18 protein-coding genes and 1 pseudogene are annotated in these 16,475 nt (G+C 42.9%); 14 read left to right on the top strand and 5 right to left on the bottom strand.

Translation table 11 applies throughout. The features are described from left to right. Positions 1-29 precede the first annotated feature (29 nt). Positions 30-572, bottom strand: a complete 543-nt coding sequence (locus tag ACFSX3_RS27885; RefSeq protein ID WP_209992528.1) for an AAA family ATPase — start codon at positions 570-572, stop codon at positions 30-32. Positions 573-843: 271 nt separating this feature from the next. Here ACFSX3_RS27885 and ACFSX3_RS27880 point away from each other — a divergent pair, with 271 nt between their 5' ends. From ACFSX3_RS27880 to ACFSX3_RS27865, 4 genes are all read left to right on the top strand, one after another. After that, the gene (locus tag ACFSX3_RS27880; RefSeq protein WP_379256355.1) at positions 844-1,164 is read left to right on the top strand and encodes a DUF6809 family protein; all 321 of its coding nucleotides are present in this window, start codon (positions 844-846) and stop codon (positions 1,162-1,164) included. A 269-nt stretch (positions 1,165-1,433) separates the two neighbouring features. Continuing rightward, a complete protein-coding gene (locus ACFSX3_RS27875; RefSeq protein ID WP_209992527.1) occupies positions 1,434-2,129 on the top strand; it encodes a hypothetical protein in 696 nt (231 codons plus the stop codon). A 350-nt stretch (positions 2,130-2,479) separates the two neighbouring features. Further along, positions 2,480-2,872, top strand: a complete 393-nt coding sequence (locus tag ACFSX3_RS27870) for a VOC family protein (RefSeq protein WP_209992526.1) — start codon at positions 2,480-2,482, stop codon at positions 2,870-2,872. A gap of 26 nt (positions 2,873-2,898) precedes the next feature. Continuing rightward, positions 2,899-3,312 carry a DUF3788 domain-containing protein gene (locus ACFSX3_RS27865; RefSeq protein WP_209992525.1) on the top strand — a complete coding sequence of 138 codons (414 nt, stop codon included), beginning with the start codon at positions 2,899-2,901 and terminating at the stop codon, positions 3,310-3,312. Between the two features lie 48 nt (positions 3,313-3,360). Here ACFSX3_RS27865 and ACFSX3_RS27860 read toward each other — a convergent pair whose 3' ends face one another. Beyond that, complete coding sequence (locus tag ACFSX3_RS27860) at positions 3,361-3,714, bottom strand: VOC family protein (protein WP_209992524.1); 354 nt, start codon at positions 3,712-3,714, stop codon at positions 3,361-3,363. 127 nt (positions 3,715-3,841) lie between these two features. Next, complete coding sequence (locus ACFSX3_RS27855; RefSeq protein ID WP_209992523.1) at positions 3,842-5,692, bottom strand: PA domain-containing protein; 1,851 nt, start codon at positions 5,690-5,692, stop codon at positions 3,842-3,844. A gap of 242 nt (positions 5,693-5,934) precedes the next feature. Here ACFSX3_RS27855 and ACFSX3_RS27850 point away from each other — a divergent pair, with 242 nt between their 5' ends. After that, entirely contained in the window at positions 5,935-7,419 is a 1,485-nt protein-coding gene (locus ACFSX3_RS27850) for a serine hydrolase domain-containing protein (RefSeq protein ID WP_209992522.1), read from the top strand. 8 nt (positions 7,420-7,427) lie between these two features. Continuing rightward, positions 7,428-7,961 carry a hypothetical protein gene (locus ACFSX3_RS27845; RefSeq protein WP_379313537.1) on the top strand — a complete coding sequence of 178 codons (534 nt, stop codon included), beginning with the start codon at positions 7,428-7,430 and terminating at the stop codon, positions 7,959-7,961. A gap of 223 nt (positions 7,962-8,184) precedes the next feature. Here the strand turns inward: ACFSX3_RS27845 and ACFSX3_RS27840 are convergent, their stop codons facing one another. Then, the gene (locus ACFSX3_RS27840) at positions 8,185-8,670 is read right to left on the bottom strand and encodes a hypothetical protein (protein ID WP_209992520.1); all 486 of its coding nucleotides are present in this window, start codon (positions 8,668-8,670) and stop codon (positions 8,185-8,187) included. A 146-nt stretch (positions 8,671-8,816) separates the two neighbouring features. On the opposite strand from ACFSX3_RS27840, the gene ACFSX3_RS27835 reads away from it, so the two are divergent. The 4 genes and pseudogenes from ACFSX3_RS27835 to ACFSX3_RS27820 all read left to right on the top strand — a co-directional run bounded on the left by ACFSX3_RS27835 (position 8,817) and on the right by ACFSX3_RS27820 (position 11,944). Then, positions 8,817-9,236: a DUF4275 family protein gene (locus ACFSX3_RS27835; RefSeq protein WP_209992519.1), complete on the top strand. Its 420-nt coding sequence runs from the start codon at positions 8,817-8,819 to the stop codon at positions 9,234-9,236. 109 nt (positions 9,237-9,345) lie between these two features. Next, positions 9,346-10,272 carry a hypothetical protein gene (locus ACFSX3_RS27830; RefSeq protein ID WP_209992518.1) on the top strand — a complete coding sequence of 309 codons (927 nt, stop codon included), beginning with the start codon at positions 9,346-9,348 and terminating at the stop codon, positions 10,270-10,272. A gap of 45 nt (positions 10,273-10,317) precedes the next feature. Continuing rightward, positions 10,318-10,917, top strand: a pseudogene (locus ACFSX3_RS27825) (putative immunity protein). Between the two features lie 172 nt (positions 10,918-11,089). Next, the gene (locus tag ACFSX3_RS27820) at positions 11,090-11,944 is read left to right on the top strand and encodes a DUF1648 domain-containing protein (protein ID WP_379313535.1); all 855 of its coding nucleotides are present in this window, start codon (positions 11,090-11,092) and stop codon (positions 11,942-11,944) included. 136 nt (positions 11,945-12,080) lie between these two features. Here ACFSX3_RS27820 and ACFSX3_RS27815 read toward each other — a convergent pair whose 3' ends face one another. Then, positions 12,081-12,563 carry an effector binding domain-containing protein gene (locus ACFSX3_RS27815; RefSeq protein ID WP_209992515.1) on the bottom strand — a complete coding sequence of 161 codons (483 nt, stop codon included), beginning with the start codon at positions 12,561-12,563 and terminating at the stop codon, positions 12,081-12,083. Between the two features lie 99 nt (positions 12,564-12,662). Here ACFSX3_RS27815 and ACFSX3_RS27810 point away from each other — a divergent pair, with 99 nt between their 5' ends. The 4 genes from ACFSX3_RS27810 (at position 12,663) to ACFSX3_RS27795 (ending at position 15,953) form a co-directional block, all read left to right on the top strand. Continuing rightward, the gene (locus tag ACFSX3_RS27810) at positions 12,663-13,589 is read left to right on the top strand and encodes a helix-turn-helix transcriptional regulator (protein WP_209992514.1); all 927 of its coding nucleotides are present in this window, start codon (positions 12,663-12,665) and stop codon (positions 13,587-13,589) included. A 15-nt stretch (positions 13,590-13,604) separates the two neighbouring features. Beyond that, positions 13,605-13,937: a hypothetical protein gene (locus ACFSX3_RS27805; protein WP_379256380.1), complete on the top strand. Its 333-nt coding sequence runs from the start codon at positions 13,605-13,607 to the stop codon at positions 13,935-13,937. 147 nt (positions 13,938-14,084) lie between these two features. Further along, complete coding sequence (locus ACFSX3_RS27800) at positions 14,085-14,237, top strand: hypothetical protein (RefSeq protein ID WP_209992513.1); 153 nt, start codon at positions 14,085-14,087, stop codon at positions 14,235-14,237. A 321-nt stretch (positions 14,238-14,558) separates the two neighbouring features. Further along, complete coding sequence (locus ACFSX3_RS27795; RefSeq protein WP_209992512.1) at positions 14,559-15,953, top strand: ADP-ribosylglycohydrolase family protein; 1,395 nt, start codon at positions 14,559-14,561, stop codon at positions 15,951-15,953. Positions 15,954-16,475: the final 522 nt, after the last annotated feature.

Genomic DNA, 16,475 nt, shown 5'->3' with positions numbered 1-16,475 from the left:
TTCAATATATCTTTCAACTATTATCTGTTTTATTGTTTTTGCCATTCGATCTCATAAAACCGTTTTGCTATATTCGTCGCATTCGTGTGCCAATCAATTGCACCGTCAATATGTATTACAGGACACGTTAGGGTTTGCGCCCATTGTTCAATTCTTGACAGCGAACGCGAAGCCACGAAATCTGTGAATTTCAAATGTTGCTCGTACATATCACCGCCTTTGCGGATACGTTCTCCATGTTCGTTATACGCACGTTGCTCTATACGTTCCATACGCAGTTCAATCGGTGCTGAGATAAATACAGCGAGGTCGTAAAACTTAGGAATTGTGTCGCCAAAATCACCCGTGACAGCGGTGAAGACAAACGAACGATATTTCTCAATGTCGGAAAGTATTAAACTCAAACAGTCCTCATAAGGACGGACTGCGGTATATGGAATTACCGACTTTTTAAAGTGGTAATTCTCATGATCCATATGCTTAAAGTTCAATATATGCGCCAGTTTACATCCAAGAGTAGTCTTTCCGCTTCCATTTGCCCCGAACAAAATTATTCCATGAATTTTATTCATTTTGCTGCCCTCCATTTTACAATTGCCCAAAATGCAGAAGTTATTATCAACATTTTACCACAACCTGGGGAAGCCAAGCGGCCAGGTCATTGCGCTATCCATCCTGCCCGTTAGCTTAGTAAAGCGTCCACACAAGTCTAATACTTTATTTTCTATAGACTTCTGCCTCCACATAAGCTTGTTTTTGTTGAGGTTAAGCTCCTATGCGAATACTGCATAAAAAACAATATATACCTACTTTATCAAGTAAACTTGGTTGGGAGGATCACTATTGTCTACAAGTATCGCGGCACATACAAAGGGAGGCCTGATGATTATTATTTTGGAGGATTTGTATTATGGGAGTTTACGTCCCAATGAGCGGATAAAACCAAACGATCCTGAATCGCGAAGGATTAATCAGCGGATTATTGATTCATTACAGATGCTAAAAGAGAGACTACCCGAAGAAGATTTTGTTCAGGTTGAGGAACTGCTGGAGCTACATAGTGAATCCTGCTCGCTGCATTCGGCAGTATCTTTTATCCAAGGTTACAAAATAGGTGCATTGATTATGATTGAGGTTTTTGGCGGGGACAAAAGCTCCATTTAAAGAGGCATATAAATTTAGTAGTAAAGGAACCGAAGCGTAAATTTGTTTCGGTTTTTTTGTGCGGAAATTATGAGTGGTATTAATAGTAGATTAAGGTCATAGAACAACTTCTGGAAAAACACTAGTTTTTATTTCACATGGAGAAATTTAGTTCTTTTGGAAGGGGAGATGGGTACCTTGTCGAATATTAAAAAGAGAATGGAGTATGCGTGTGTTCATAATAGTTCAGGGTAAAGAAAGATATATTCAGGTCAAGGAGTGTGTCAATAGTGAACAAAAAGTTAGTGATATCAAGTTTTCTCATTATGTTTTCAGTAGTATGTCTATCTATTACGGTCTATGCGGCCACTACAGGATTCTCTTTAAGGGTAAATGGGATTGCAATTAAAGGGGAAGCAAAGGTTATTGATGGAGTGACTTATGTACCTTTGCGCACAGTTATTGAAGGGATGGAAGGGTCATATCATGTCATGCCGGAGTCGAATACAATCAGTATTTTGAGAAGAGACATAAGCATGTACGGCGGGTACACTGAGTCCAATCCATTACATTCTGGTTCAAAAGCATATTTTGAAATGAATGAAAATTTTAATAAATTCATTGGTTCAGTCTCCATTGAAGAAACGAGCAAAGGAAAGGATGCTCTGAAAGTCTTTCAGGAGAAAAAAGAACCTGCTCCAAGCGGGTATTCCTATGTTCTTATAAAAGTGAACCTTCATATCTTAGCATCTGAAAAGCCGGGGGCATTGCTGTCAATGAATAATTATAGGTTTGAATATATTGATTCAGTAACTCTAAAGAGAACTCCTTCTTTTATGTTCCCCAAATATTCTCCCAGTGTATCTGAAGGGAAACCATTTAACGGTTGGGTTGGATTTTTAATCCCTGAAGGTCATGAATCTGGAATGATAGTTTTGTCCAGTACTGATGATCGGCAGAATGCTTTATGGATGAAAGTTGAATGATATTAAAACCATTTATATTCATTTTTCTAATGGATTTCCTACAAGCGCCATCATTATAATCAGAGGAGGCTTAAACAGAGATATGTATTGGTTCACTACTATTAGTTAAACGAAGGATTATTGTGCATATTGATAAAGAGGGGCATTTATGAGAAAAAAGAATTATTTATACGTTATAGCCATCTGAGCTTGAACCTAAAAAAACGGATTCATCATGGATAATAGAATATGTAAGGACTATTGGTAAATTATTGTAGTTGGCAATCCAAGGCTACAAAATAGGTGCGTTAATGATTATTGAGGTGTTTGGCGGGGAAAGGAATTAAATATAATAATAAGGAGTCTACACCATGAAACTAGCAGCAACCCTATACATCAAGAACACCACTGAAGCTGTAGCGCTTTATTCAGAAGCCTTTGGACTTACCCTGGGATACCATGAGAAATTCCCGGATGGCACATTTATGCACGCATCTTTACTTAGAGACGGACAAGAAATATTTGCTGTCAGTGAATCACATAATGATACCTTTATTAATATCATGCTCTCATCATCACTAGAGGGATCACGCCCAACTATGAGTTATGGGATTAACTTTGAGCGTGAAGAAGAAGTGAACAAGGCATACGAAATGCTAGCGAAGGGCGGCACGGTGCTATTTCCGTTAGGCGCCCTTCCATGGAGTTCCTGCTGTGCTGAAGTTGTCGATAAGTACGGCGTGTACTGGTATATCGCAGTATAGAAAAAAGAGATCATGGAGGGAATAAAATGCCCGTGAAGGTACCTACCAATGAAGAATTGATTTCTTTACTTGGTCAATCATTATTCGATGTATGGACCAAGCTAACCCATTTAGTTGAAACAAAATACGACATGGAACATCTTTGGAACAGTGGAGGGAAAAGATGGACTTATGAGTATAAGTATCGCAGGGGTGGCAAAACCTTATGTACCTTATACGCAAAAGAAGATGCGTTTGGATTCCTGATTATTTTCGGTAAGGATGAAAGAGTTAAATTTGAGGCCGATAGAAATAATTATTCCTTAGAAGTACAACGGGTATACGATGAATCTACCACCTATCATGATGGGAAGTGGATGATGTTTGAATTGAAGGACACTTCCCTGTTTTGTGATATTGAAAAGCTTTTACGAATTAAGCGAAAGCCAAATATAAAATGAAATTTGCTTGTGTACGCCATAAGTTTTGAAGAAATCAGAGAGGATAATCTAGCTTTCAAGATCCTTCTTCTCAATAAAGCTCACCGTATTTCCGTCGGGATCAAGGAACCAGAAAGAATAGGCGCCCCACGGTCTGCGCTCAGGTGGAGAGGTAATCCCGATGCCGGGGATGGCATGCTTCAGACGATCATATTCAGCCAAGACATCATGGACATAGAACATTAGAGACATATTCTTGTCATTGACCACGTTCACTTGGCCCGGAGTGTAGACCGCAAGCTGGGCGCAGTCGAATCCGTAATGCTGTCCTTCCACAACCGGAGACTCCTTGAGCACGATTTCATAAAAAGCAGCGAGGCGCGGCGCATTGTCAGTGAGGATACAGACTCCACAAAGTTTCATACGTATACCTTCTTCCTTTTTTTGGACGGCTTAGATTATGCTCATTATCCCAAATCTTGTTTAGGATCACAAGTTATTCATGTTATATTGTCCGGCACCGGTGTTAGACTGCCGCGCCATCATTCAACTATTTCGTCCGCCCAAGGAAAAACGAATATTTATCCGCCGTCCCTAGCTCAGAAGTCTCTATACGATCCATGAGCTGTAATGCCTTCAATAAAGACCCGACTTGTTCGTGCATCAGATTCACATCGAATTTATCCATTTCTCTGTCTATACTATCTACCAGGAGATAGTCTGGGATGGGGATAAGTCCAATCATTGGAATCCCGGCATTGAACAGGGGCTGACTCTCACCGAATTGGAAGTTATTATGTCCGCGTAAGATAACGGTCCGGGTGTTATTTCTATCTTCAACAGCTTTCATCCAAATAGCTTCCATTATTTCATTTCCTGCATAGGTGAATTCTGTGCTTATTTTACCAGTCGGTCCATATTGTCCGGAAGCATTGTCCTTCCATTCTAAGCTGCCCAGATGCTCTACAGTGAGTCCTGCCACGGCTTTCAGGTGTCCATCTTTCCCATCCCACAGCTGAGGATGAGCCTGCATCCAGGTTGAGGTTGCCTGCGACGTACCTTTGAATTCGGGTAATCTGAAATGTCCTGTTACAAAGGTGAAGATCATAGTCCGTTCTGGCTGCTCCTGCTGCTGCAGGTAACGAATCATGGAGAGCATGCCAATCGCACCGTTTTCTTCTACCACATTCACACCATCGGTATGCGTATTTATAATGATCGATTCCTTTTTATTCTTTCCTTCAATTTTCACATAAAAAGATTCGGTCGGTGCATGTTCCTGTGTTTCTGCCTCTAAAATCACTGTGCCCGCCTTATGTGCCTTAGCTGCGTTGATTACCTTTTGCCCTGCTGTTTTATTGACCCAAACTGCTGGAATTCCGAAATAATGCTCAGTGAAGGGGAGGTACTGCTTTTCAGCCTTTTCATCAGAAACACCATCCCAGACGATAATGACTGCTTTGACGCCCTGTTCCTTGGCTTCTTCCAATTTAGCGTGCTTCAAAGCTGTGGTAAGGACCAGATCGCCCTCATCTGAAGGAATACCGCCCGGCGCCCCAACTTTTTCACGTATATTCATAACCAGTGCCATGGGAAAATTCTTAAAGTTCTTGATTTCTACGACGGCTATTTTGCCCTTGGCTTCCTCATATTTACCAGGTTTGGTGTAGACAAACTCTCCGGTAACTCCATTTGTATCGGTCTCGCCTGAGTAAGGAAACGCAGAGGATACATGAATTTCCTGGTTATCTATGGTCACAGAGCTTTTCTTCTCTTCCCAGCGATCAAAAGTATACTTATCACGGTACACAGTAAGGCCCATATCCGTTACCTGCTGCTGTAACCATGCAATGAACTTATTGTGACCTTCAGATCCTGTTGTACGGCTGCCAAAAGAATTCATTTTCTTAATATTTTCCAACATGGTGGTTGGAGAATCAAGCTGGTCATTGTTGATTTCAACAGTCAATTCAGCTGGCAGGGTAACAGACCTCGTAATAGGCTTAGCATATATGTTAACTAGCCAAAAAACACTGGCAACTAAAGCTACAATTCCGAACAACACTCTCCGAACCACTAGAAAAACCTTCCCGCTCTTACGCACATCACCAGCATAAAACACATTCCACACCCCTGCTACTATCAGCAGTAGAATAGTAAGTGAGAATATCCAAAACTCATTAGTGGCCAAGAATAAAATCTCGGTTACCAGGGCCACTGCATAGACCCAGAACAGTTTACCTCTTCTTTGAAGGTGAAAAGTATAAATACCTAATTGTGCCAATAGCACGATTATTGCTAGTACAGCGAACAACATTTCTTTTCCGATAAATACAGAAGCACCAAGTGCTAGAATCAGGAATAGAATCCCCGGCAGTTCTCCATTAAATTTACTTCTCATAATATACCTTCTCTCATAATCTTTATAAATTTAGTTTAAAAGCATCCTTAACTATATTTCACTATAAGGGTTGAACTATACTGCAAGGTCAAACTAAAAAAATTCTTTATACATTGGTATATGGGCTTGTTTTTGTTGAGGTAAAGTACTAATCACCCATTATGCAGGGAAGGGCTGCTGCAAGCCGTCATACTAGATAAGTGTAAATTGATCCAGATGACCGAACTTGAAGGAGCATAATCATGAAGAGAACAACGCGGAGAAAAGAAATACTGCTGAAAGGCATAGCGATGCTGCTAATCGTAATCCTTGCTACGGCTACATGTTGGCATGAGACTGGAACTCTTTTGGCCTCAGGGAAGGTTGACAGTGAGTCCGCTACGGTACAGAGCATCATGGACAAAACAGCGACTCCAGGTGTAGCGATTCTATCCGCCAGCAAGGGCAAGACCGAATTCAAAACCTACGGCTACGCCGATAAGGAGCAGCGAAGGCCGGTTACGGCAGAGTCGCTTTTTGAACTAGGCTCAACGACCAAGGCCTTTACGGCTCTGGCTGTGATTATGCTACAGGATCAGGGGGCTTTGGCTTATACCGATGATGTATCGCAATATCTACCAGAGTTTGCTCCAACCTATAAGGGGGAGAAGGTTAAGATCACAATTAACCAGCTACTATCACATACCAGCGGAATACCGTCTTGGAGCATCCGCCTGATCCCTGAAGGTTCAGATAAGGAGCAGCTTGCTACCACCATACATAAGATGTCCAGCCTTGCGCTGGATACCCAGCCGGGCAATGAGTATCAGTATGCAACAGTGAATTACGATATTCTGGCAGCGATTATTGAGCGGGTTACAGGGATGAGCTATCAGGATTATGTAACGCAGCAGATCCTTAAGCCCCTGGGGATGAACGACAGCTATTTCTCGACAGGGCAGGAACGGAAGCCGGAGCAGCTTGTACAGGGGTATCGGGTGTTTTTTGGCAAAAGTATGGCCTACGATGCTCCCAGATACTACGGAAATATAGCCGCAGGGTATCTGGTGACCAATCTGAAGGATTTGCAGCACTGGGTCAACGCTCAGATTGGAAGCGGCGAGGTCCCGGATAATCTAAGAAAGGCCATTCAACAATCCCATAAGCCTGACCTTAGTACAGCGGGGCATGAAGCTGAGAACCAATTCTATGCCTTCGGCTGGAGCCAAGACCGGGAGACGAGGGTGATCCGTCATAGTGGAAGCAACCCGAATTATTCTTCCCAGGCGATCATCGATCCAGAACGTAAGGAGGGGGTGTTCGTACTGGCTAATCTGAACTCTACCGCACCTACGCTGATTGCTCAGAATATCTATGACCAGATGCAAGGGCAGCCGATGAAGACCTTCAAGTATGACGACACCTATATCCTAATAGACGGGATAGGTTCGCTTTTAGTAGTGTTAACTGTGATTGGGATTGCGTTTAAGCTCATCCGGCTGGCAGGAGGGAGAAGCGATTTTGCCACAGAGAAGGGAATCCGCCGCCAAAAGATCAAGGCCCGTGTTACCCTGCTAATCAGAGCGCTGTTGTTACTATTCATGCTGGGCTGGCCTTTATTGGTGAATTATAATTACAATATGATTAGTGTATGGATGTCCTATTCCGTATTGCTGTGGATGGGGCTGGCTTCGCTTAGCTGCGTGTTGTCCATGATTTTGGCAGGCAGAAACTGGCGTTCATTATAAAGAGGGGGATGATCCTTATTAATCGCTGTAAAAAAATAATAATGAGTATGCTTTTATGTTCATTACTTGTGGCATTTACGGGCTGTGATGGTAGTCCTAAGAGTAGTGTTACCATTGTTGGCGGAAAAGAGAATATTAAATATGCGAATCTGAATAGTGATCAAAAGGCTTCTTTATCCGATCAGACAGCTTCACCGTTTTCCTTTGCATTCGAGGAAGAGAACACTTCGGAAATTCAATATTTGAAAATTGGCGAAGAGATTTCAATTGATTTTGGATCAAATCCGCCTGACACACTTTCCATAAGCGATGGATTACTTGATGCTAATGGAGATTATTTATATACATCCAAATTAATAACCGACGTTCCCTATGTTACAAAGAAAGGCGTGTATAGCTTCAATTTAGAAACGCACATCGCTTCTTCCTTAAGCTCTTACTATGAAAAAGATAAAAAGGAATATAGAGGTTTTATCATAAATGCATTCTGGGAGAAGCAGGAAAAGAAATATGCTTTTGCGATCCAATCAAGCGCTCACTGAATGGGGCAGATGATGCGGAGGATCGCTTTTGGCTAAAATGGTTGACTGAGAAACCATGGACCACCCTGTTTATTGACGGGAATCACGAGAACTTTGATCTGCTCGAATCCTATCCAGTCTCCGAATAGAACGGCGGTCGGGTGCATCACATTACTCCTAGTATCATATCGGTTAAACCAAAAAAAGGAGCAGAAAAAACTGCCCCTCTAAGACTCATTAATAATCATTTTGCCATAACACTAGAAATCTGATTTTGAACCTCATCTATTGTAAATTCGCCGCTTAATCCTTGAAGACTAGATGAGATGACTCCATTTTTTTCGATTAAAAGGGAGTTGTATGTTTTTTGTGTATAGTAAGAGCCGGTACTATCTAAGAACATAACATATTTAGAATCAGAACTAACATAATATGAAGGGTCTGTTAGTTTTAAGGATATTGTTTTATTCGTTTCGTCACCTTTCAACACTTTCAAAACATTCAGATTTGATTCTTGTGAAGGAGGGTCACCGTCAAGATTTTTAGTGTCAGTGATTTCTCCATAAACAACCAAGTCTGAATTCGAGACTAATTCTTCAAAGGTGTAAGAAGGCCAATCTCCAGTATTGCTATTGTTTCCGGTACTAGGTTCAGTCGAGGATTGACATGAAGTAATCAATAGTGCAAACAAAAATAATAATAGTAATTTTGTAGGTCTGGTTCTGTTCATCTTTATTTCATCTCCTTTTATGATGGGGATTTCTGAATATTATTAATAATATCCCCACTGCCAGCTTCATCGAGCCTTCTATACAATATAATTACGAAATAAATATTCAACTATATGCTAAATAGTAACGAAAGTGAGAATACCTGATGACAAAGACAAAGCTTACAGAAATACTTCATAAACGAAACATTCAATATACTGAGGTTGGTAGATGGGGGAAGTACCTTAGAGGCGTCTGGGAGAAGGAATTTACTGAGGCTATAAGCAGTGATGAGAAAAGGAAAATATATTTGCACGACTTTTTATGGAATCTATTCAGCTACAGTAGGGTGAAAGCTTACGAGAAGGACTATGCAAAAAATGCATTTAACAATGAACTGAAGAATCGTGTATATGTGTTTTATCAACATTCTGATCTTGCATTAACTATAGAGAATGCGAAGGATATTGTTGCGGATGATTTTAAAAATGAAGACGATATTTATATCGTCGACACGGAATTTCAATGGACGTATGTTAACACTCATGAATCATTTAGTGGACCTTATTTTTATAAAAAATCCTGATCTGATTACCTTCGCCATACTTCCGCCATGTTCTGGTTCCATCTACTCTGACATAATACGGTAATAGAACAGAGGATGGTTTTACATCAGCTCTTAAGGAGGAATAGGCATGTTTCATAAAACAGTGACGCTGCAGCCTTTTGCAGATATTTCGGTGCATACTAAAGGGTTCAAGATCGTCTCAGCTCAATTAGGTGGAGATGGCTGCGTATATGTCCTGCTGATTAACCAGATCCCGGAACGGAAACGAGGAATGTTCGTCCAACCAGCCTTGAAGCAACCGCATACTTACAAGGTTTTGATGGTGGAAAGTCAACATTATATCGATGAGATTTTGATTGAGGATCAGCATTTTAATTATCATTATGTTCAGCCGCTCCGCAGACATCTGCTGTTGGTTGGAGCGCGCTGCTCGTATTATGGTGCAGGCAGATACGATCTGAACGCCAAAGTGTGTGATTATAAAGGGCGTACCGTTCGTGAGTTCCTGCTTGGAGACGGGATTCAGAATGTTCAAGTGACGGAGAAAGGTACCATCTGGACCAGTTATTTTGACGAAGGCGTGTTCGGGAATAACGGGTGGGATCAACCTGTCGGTGCACACGGCCTTGTGGCTTGGGATGAGCATGGCAACAAATTGTACGAAGATCATGTGTCGGACATTGCCGATTGTTACGCTTTGAATGTGGTCCGTGAAGAGGAGGTCTGGTTTTATTATTATACGGACTTTTTGCTCGGCTGCATCTCAGGCGGACCCAGTCAGCCCAAGGTTACGTTTATGAATCCTGAGATTTCCGGTTCGGCCGGGTTCTGCACGGATGGTTGTCACTTCTTGTTCGATGGCGGTTACGGCAAACACGGAGACTATTATCTCAAAAAACATGAAAAAGCAAGCCTGACCAAAGGGCATAAGATACAGTTTCTGAATGAAAAATCTGAGCCGCTTGTACCAGTGACGCAAGATTTTCGGGAAGATCGCGTGCTGTTCTGTGTAGATGATATGTTGTATCAGGTTTCGGTTAAAGAATTGCTGTGACGCTGCGGTTACCTTATGATTGTAATACGATAAGGAATTGAGGCTATGGTTTCGTTTTCCAATCAAATCTTTTGTAGTTTGATAGGAGTGAATTCAGTGAAATTAGAAGATTACGCATGGAATAAACATGAGCAAAAATTAAAAGAAGCACAAACAGAATTCAAGCATAGTAAACCTAAAATAAAAATTATAGATAACACCGAATTGCGCAATAAAATTGAAGAGGCTCTTGAAAAAATACCGCAGAAGTTAGTTGCTCAATGGACTTTAAAAGTAGCAACTCCGTACTTGGATTACTTAGATGACCATTTAAAAAATGACTCACGAATACATTTAGGGATAGAAACTTTACAAAAACGAATAGACGGAAGCATTAGAGCCTCCGATTTACGGAAAGTTGGATTTGTAGTTAATGAATTGGCGAAATAATCCAAATCAGACATTAGCAAGTATTCTGCACGTTCATTTGCCCAAGCCATTGCAACAGGACATATGAGAGGACATGCTTTAGTTAGCAGTGATTACGCAATAAAGGCAACAAATGTATTAACTGATAACTCCACAGATTCTTCAACAAAGGAGAGGGAAAGACAATTGAATTTAATACATGAAGTAATTTTAACGCCTCCAGATCTTCAAGCTTGAAGCATTACACCGAAGAAGGTATGCTGCCGATAGGCCTCGGATGAAACTTTCTTAGCATGTGATAGTAGGGGGATTGCATTGTGCGGAAATTGAGGGCTTCAACTTCTATTGAGTATAAGATCACTTTCGAGGACTATGTAAAATAATACGTATGTAGAATGAGGTGAACGATATGACGATACTGCCTGTTATAATTTTTATCTTAGTATTTGTACCTTCCATTGTACTCATCGTGAGTATGCCGTATTTAACAAAAGAGACGATTAGTTTCGGAGTCACTGTCAGCGCTGTCCAATTCCACAGTGAGCCGCTGCGTCAGATGCGGAAGTCGTATGCTAGGATTAGTGCAATTTTACATAGCATCCTGTTCATAGTTGGCATTCTATGCTTAATTTACAGTGATGAACATTCGAGACAAATTAGTTGGATCATTATTACTTATGCACTCGCTATGCTCGTAATCTCTCTGGTCATTAACATCAGGTATCATTTGAAAATGAAAAGCGTACTGCCTATGCTGCCTGCTGCTCCCGAATCATCGGTCATGGAACCAGGATTGCGGAACGGAAATGTTGGCCTGCCCAGTCATTGGTTCCTCATTCATGCTGTTATTATTGTGGTTAGTATTGTAACAGTGCTGCGCAACTACGATCTGATTCCTGACCAGCTTCCGGTCCATTTCAACGGCAGTTGGACCGTAGACCGCTATATAGATAAATCTTATAGTATCGTGTTTATACCTACGATCATGCAGGTGTTAGGAATCCTTCTGTTCATATATGAATATTGGAGAATGCGCAGAGGGAAGCAGCAGGTTAGGGAAGACTTAACTTACCGCCGTGCCTGGTCGAATTTTATGATTACAGCAAGCTTCTTGTTCGTTATCCTGTTATCCGTAATGCAGCTAAATATGACGTCTCTGCTTAATATTAATTTTGTTATCCCCGTTGTCCTAAGCATAATTGCCTTTATCATCCTATACGCCTACACCTTAACGTACTGGGCTGGTCAGCGCGAAAGCCGCTAGACATGAGCAGATGGTTGAGCGCTGGATCAGCCACACCTCAAATTCTGAGTACCGCTGATCCAACACGCTCCAACGCAACGAAGTTGCTTCTACCTACAGCCCAATGTTATTTCCTCAAGCTTAATCCTCAATTTGCCTACCGCTTCTTCACCGGCACCCATACTTCAACTTCGGCATCCATAGGATTGCCATTGGTTAGTACCTCCGCGATCGGGTGTCCGGTATACACATACTCATAATTATCGTTCAGGATGGCATCGAATGCCTCATCCTCCAGCCGGTCAAACGCGAGACGCGACAAGCCGCCCTGACCCGACAACACCAAATACTCTCCTCCCGGAAAAAGTACTTCAACCGCTACATCCGGCTGGGGCCTGGGCGACTGAACGCCTGCAACATACAGGATCTTTCCATCTTCCTGGGTAATCGCGGCGAAGCCGTAGGGGCTTTCGGACAGAGGACGCAGGGAGGCCATAGAGCCGTTCTCCAGCGTGCTTTTGAAAAAAGCCGTTTTGAGCGGAGAATACGCTGGATCGTGCACTGCTCCATCTTCACTTAGTGTGGCCTTGAACCCAATGATGCGGAATGCTTCCTTCGTTTCAATTCTGGTCGAAATCATGACAATGTACCTCCTGGATAGTGGGATTGGTGTATTCCAAGCAAGCATAATCTACCAACTGTGACACCTGTATGGCATACTTGATTAGAGGTGGTCATCATGAAAATGGATCGCTTGATTGCGCTCATTATGATCCTGCTGGAGCATGAGCAGATTAGTGCGCGCGAGTTAGCAGAGCGTCTCGAAGTCAGCAGACGAACGATTTACCGGGATATTGAAACGCTGAATAGAGCCGGCCTGCCCATCTATACGCTTATGGGAGCATGGGGCGGTGTCGGCTTGATGAAATCCTACAAAGTGGGCAAAACCCTGTTCACCCCTCAAGAAATTCAGAACCTGCAGAATGGATTGCACAGCTACAAGCAGCTTTTTGGAAGAAGGGAAATGGTGTATGTAGCGGAGAAGCTGAACGCTCTCTACCCGGACAATGCGGAGGGCAGGCCGAATGCGCCGTTCGTCATGGATCTGTCCTTGAATCAGGGAAACGAGTCGCTGCGCAGCCTGTTCGGGATGATCGAGACGGCGATGAATGAGCATTGTGTGCTTACTTTTGCGTATACAGATGCGCGGGGGCAGAGCAGTGAACGGCGGGTGGAGCCGTATCAGGTGGTTTTCAAGGAGAGTAGCTGGTACTTGCAAGCCTATTGTCTGGATAAAAAGGACTACCGGATCTTCAAGCTGGCCAGAATGAGCGGTCTCCAGGTGACGAAAGAGCAGTTCGTTCCAAAAGCGTTCACCCCTCTCCCGATGGACGGCGGCGATTGGCTGAACCAGGGCTGGGTGGACGTGACAATCCGGCTGGAACGCTCCGTTATGGATCGGGTAATCGAACGCTTCGGTGCTGACCATATCCTGCGGGTGGATGAACACCACTGCTGGGCCAAGTATCCCATTATTGCGAATGACTATGGCTATGACCGGCTGCTTACTTTTGGAGATAAGTGTGAAGTGCTGGGACCGCCTGAGATCAGGGAGGGGTTTAAGGCATATGTTGTTGGGATTTTGAAGAAGTATGATGGGGATTAGCGGGGGAGGGAGCGGATGAATGGAATGAAGTATTCTATTTGGATTGAATATGAAGAATGGGCTGAAGGGGAATGGAACATCGTTGATGGTAACACGGATGCTATAGTAACCTTTGAAGACAGCTCAAGGTGGGTGGCTTCATTTTTTACATACCAGAACATTCAGACACTGGCTGACAAGAATAAACTAACGGGTGAGTGCTTGCACGGAAAGTATCTTTGGGGAAGTGACATGGTGCTTGTGGACGAATGCAGCCGTAAGCGGATTGAAGAGGTAATTGCACATTTTATAATGAGCGGTGACTTTGAAGTGATGTTTAGCAGGTGTGAAGAGGGTAGTTTAGAGTGAATGAAAGGACTACGTTGATTATCAAAGATCTGAGGAAGTTCGTAGAAAAGTGTATGAGCGTATTAAAAAAATTGTTCTGAGCGAGGATGAATATTCAGATGTGACGATAGAGTATTGGGAGAATACCTGGAGAAGAGGAAAGAAATAGTGTCTAAGCGTCCAACATTTGAGATTAAGTATGAGTTGTTTGAAGATCAGGTAGAGGAACTGAGAACGGTGGATACAGCGACATTCGATAAAGAGTGGCATCAGATCTATGGGGCATTTACTCTAGTTGTAGACGGACATGAATTCGCATAAATACTTAGCCTTGAAGTATGTTGAAAATTGCTGGACCTGGTTAGAAATACAAGTTGATGATGAGGTTCTAATCTTAAGCGAGTTAAATCATGAAATACCCTATAGATATTTAATTCAAACGGATAAGTTCCTATTAATAGATGCCCCATATGGGTCATTCTCGAATATTAGAGTACACAAAAGTAAATTTGTAAAAGAGATAAGAACTAAAATTATTGAATTTATTAAGGAGATTCAAGCGATAAACAGTGAACTTTTGAAATCCGTTTATTTTTCTAATTTGTTGGGGTTTTGTGACAATCAAAATAAAGGAGATACAACATGCTGCCATCACTAGCGTTTCTAAAACATCAATTAGAGGGAATTCTGCGTAATAAATTTGCACAGGGGCACCAAACCTCCGGTTATTTAGCCCGATTGGAACAGCTTCCCGCAAGCTATGATGCTTATCTGGAATTCGCCCATAGTTTGGCTGACATTCCAATGCGGGACAACTGGCCTTACTATGAGCCGGACGAGTTGGAGGAGATATGGCGGGAATGCGACCTGGATAGACCTCTAGGCCAGATCGGAGTATTGAATCTGAAGGACAGTGCCAAGCGTGTAGAGGCAGGATTCCTCGCTTCAGTCTGTGGTTCAATGCTGGGCAAGCCGATTGAGGTCAATCCCACCTTGTCGGAATTACGTCAAGCGTTAACCGCTGTAGGGGAATGGCCGCTGAATGATTATATTTCGGAAGGAGCTCTCCATGCGTTGGATCGTCGTCATTGGTCCTGGTTCGAGACGGCGCGGGGGCGGATTCGCTATGTGGCACCTGATGATGATATCAACTACACCTTAATAGGAATGATGGCGTTAGAGCAATTCGGTAAGGGTTTTACGAAAAGAAACCTAAGAGATTTATGGATAAATCATCTCCCGATAAGTACAACGTGGGGGCCGGAGAGGGCCATCCTGGTTCGGTCGGGGATTAGCTATTTGGAGCATGACAGAGAAGTATTCAATCATTCTGAAATAGAGGCTTGGCCCGACTTCCTGGTGCAAGATACCGAATTATGCGGGGCGGCGATTCGTGCAGATGCTTACGGTTATGCCTGTCCTGGTCAACCCGCTCTTGCGGCCGAGCTGGCTTGGCGTGATGCCAGTTTTACACATCGGCGGACGGGAATTTATGCCACGATGTTCATTGCCGCTGCAATTGCTGCCGCACATGTGCTGCGCGATCGGCTTGAAATCATAAGAACTGCACTGCAATTCGTCCCTAGAAGGAGCCGATTCTATGAGATTACTGCGGATTGTCTCCAGATCGTAGCGAATGCAGATAACTGGCTGGAAGCGTATCAGGGCATTCATCACAAGTACGCGAATTATTCCCACTGTCAGGTGTATCAGGAAATCGGTACCTTGATAAATACATTTCGATTTGCTGACAATGCCGGAGACGGAATATGCAAGCAGGTCATGCAAGGCAACGATACCGACAGCTTCGGAGCAACAGCTGGCTCGCTGCTAGGAGTGTATTTCGGCCCGGACAGCTTGGAAGCGAGATGGCTTGAACCTTTCCAGGACCGGATTCATACGGGGTTATCTTATTTTCATGAGCAACAACTATCCCGCTTAGCTCAGCGCATAGGGCGTTTGCCAGAGCTGTTGCACACCGGCCAGCATCGAATTCTACCCAGCGAGCTGTATGTGAATGAGAATTTGGGGATTTGAGTTTTTGGAGGATAGGGGAGTGGGAAGGGGTTGAAGATGTCATTCGGGTAATGGAGTTAAGGGAGAAAGCTGGAATATACGAGAACCCACATCACTTAACTGCACTGTATTGCTTAACAGGTGATATAGAACAAGCACAGGCACGTATGACCAAAGTGTATAACGAACTGAAGTTGGATTATCAAAAAGAATTGTCCGCTGGATTGGCTTTGCGGTTAGGGCTGCATGTGTAAAGATGGAAACATAAATTCAGGGGATGCATTGAGATGAACAATGTTAATCGCGTAATTTATATTCACGCCATGCGTTTTCATAATCTTGGCTTTTTATGAAGTAACGGTCCTCGAAGACAGTGCTTTTGTAGATTTTAAGACCAAGTTGAATTCCATCTTCCTCATCAGTTACGTTTCCCGTATCAACTAGTACAGCATCAGATTTAAATTAGTTAATTAATGGTAGATATGATATAGTCGAGAAAAAAGAGGTATCGACTATGAGAAAACGTGAATATACCGTTCACTT

This window comes from Paenibacillus rhizoplanae, from assembly GCF_042684125.1.
GTDB classification, from domain to species: domain Bacteria; phylum Bacillota; class Bacilli; order Paenibacillales; family Paenibacillaceae; genus Paenibacillus_AQ; species Paenibacillus_AQ rhizoplanae.
Note: the sequence above shows the minus strand (reverse complement) of the source record. Positions and strands in the feature narration are given on the sequence as shown.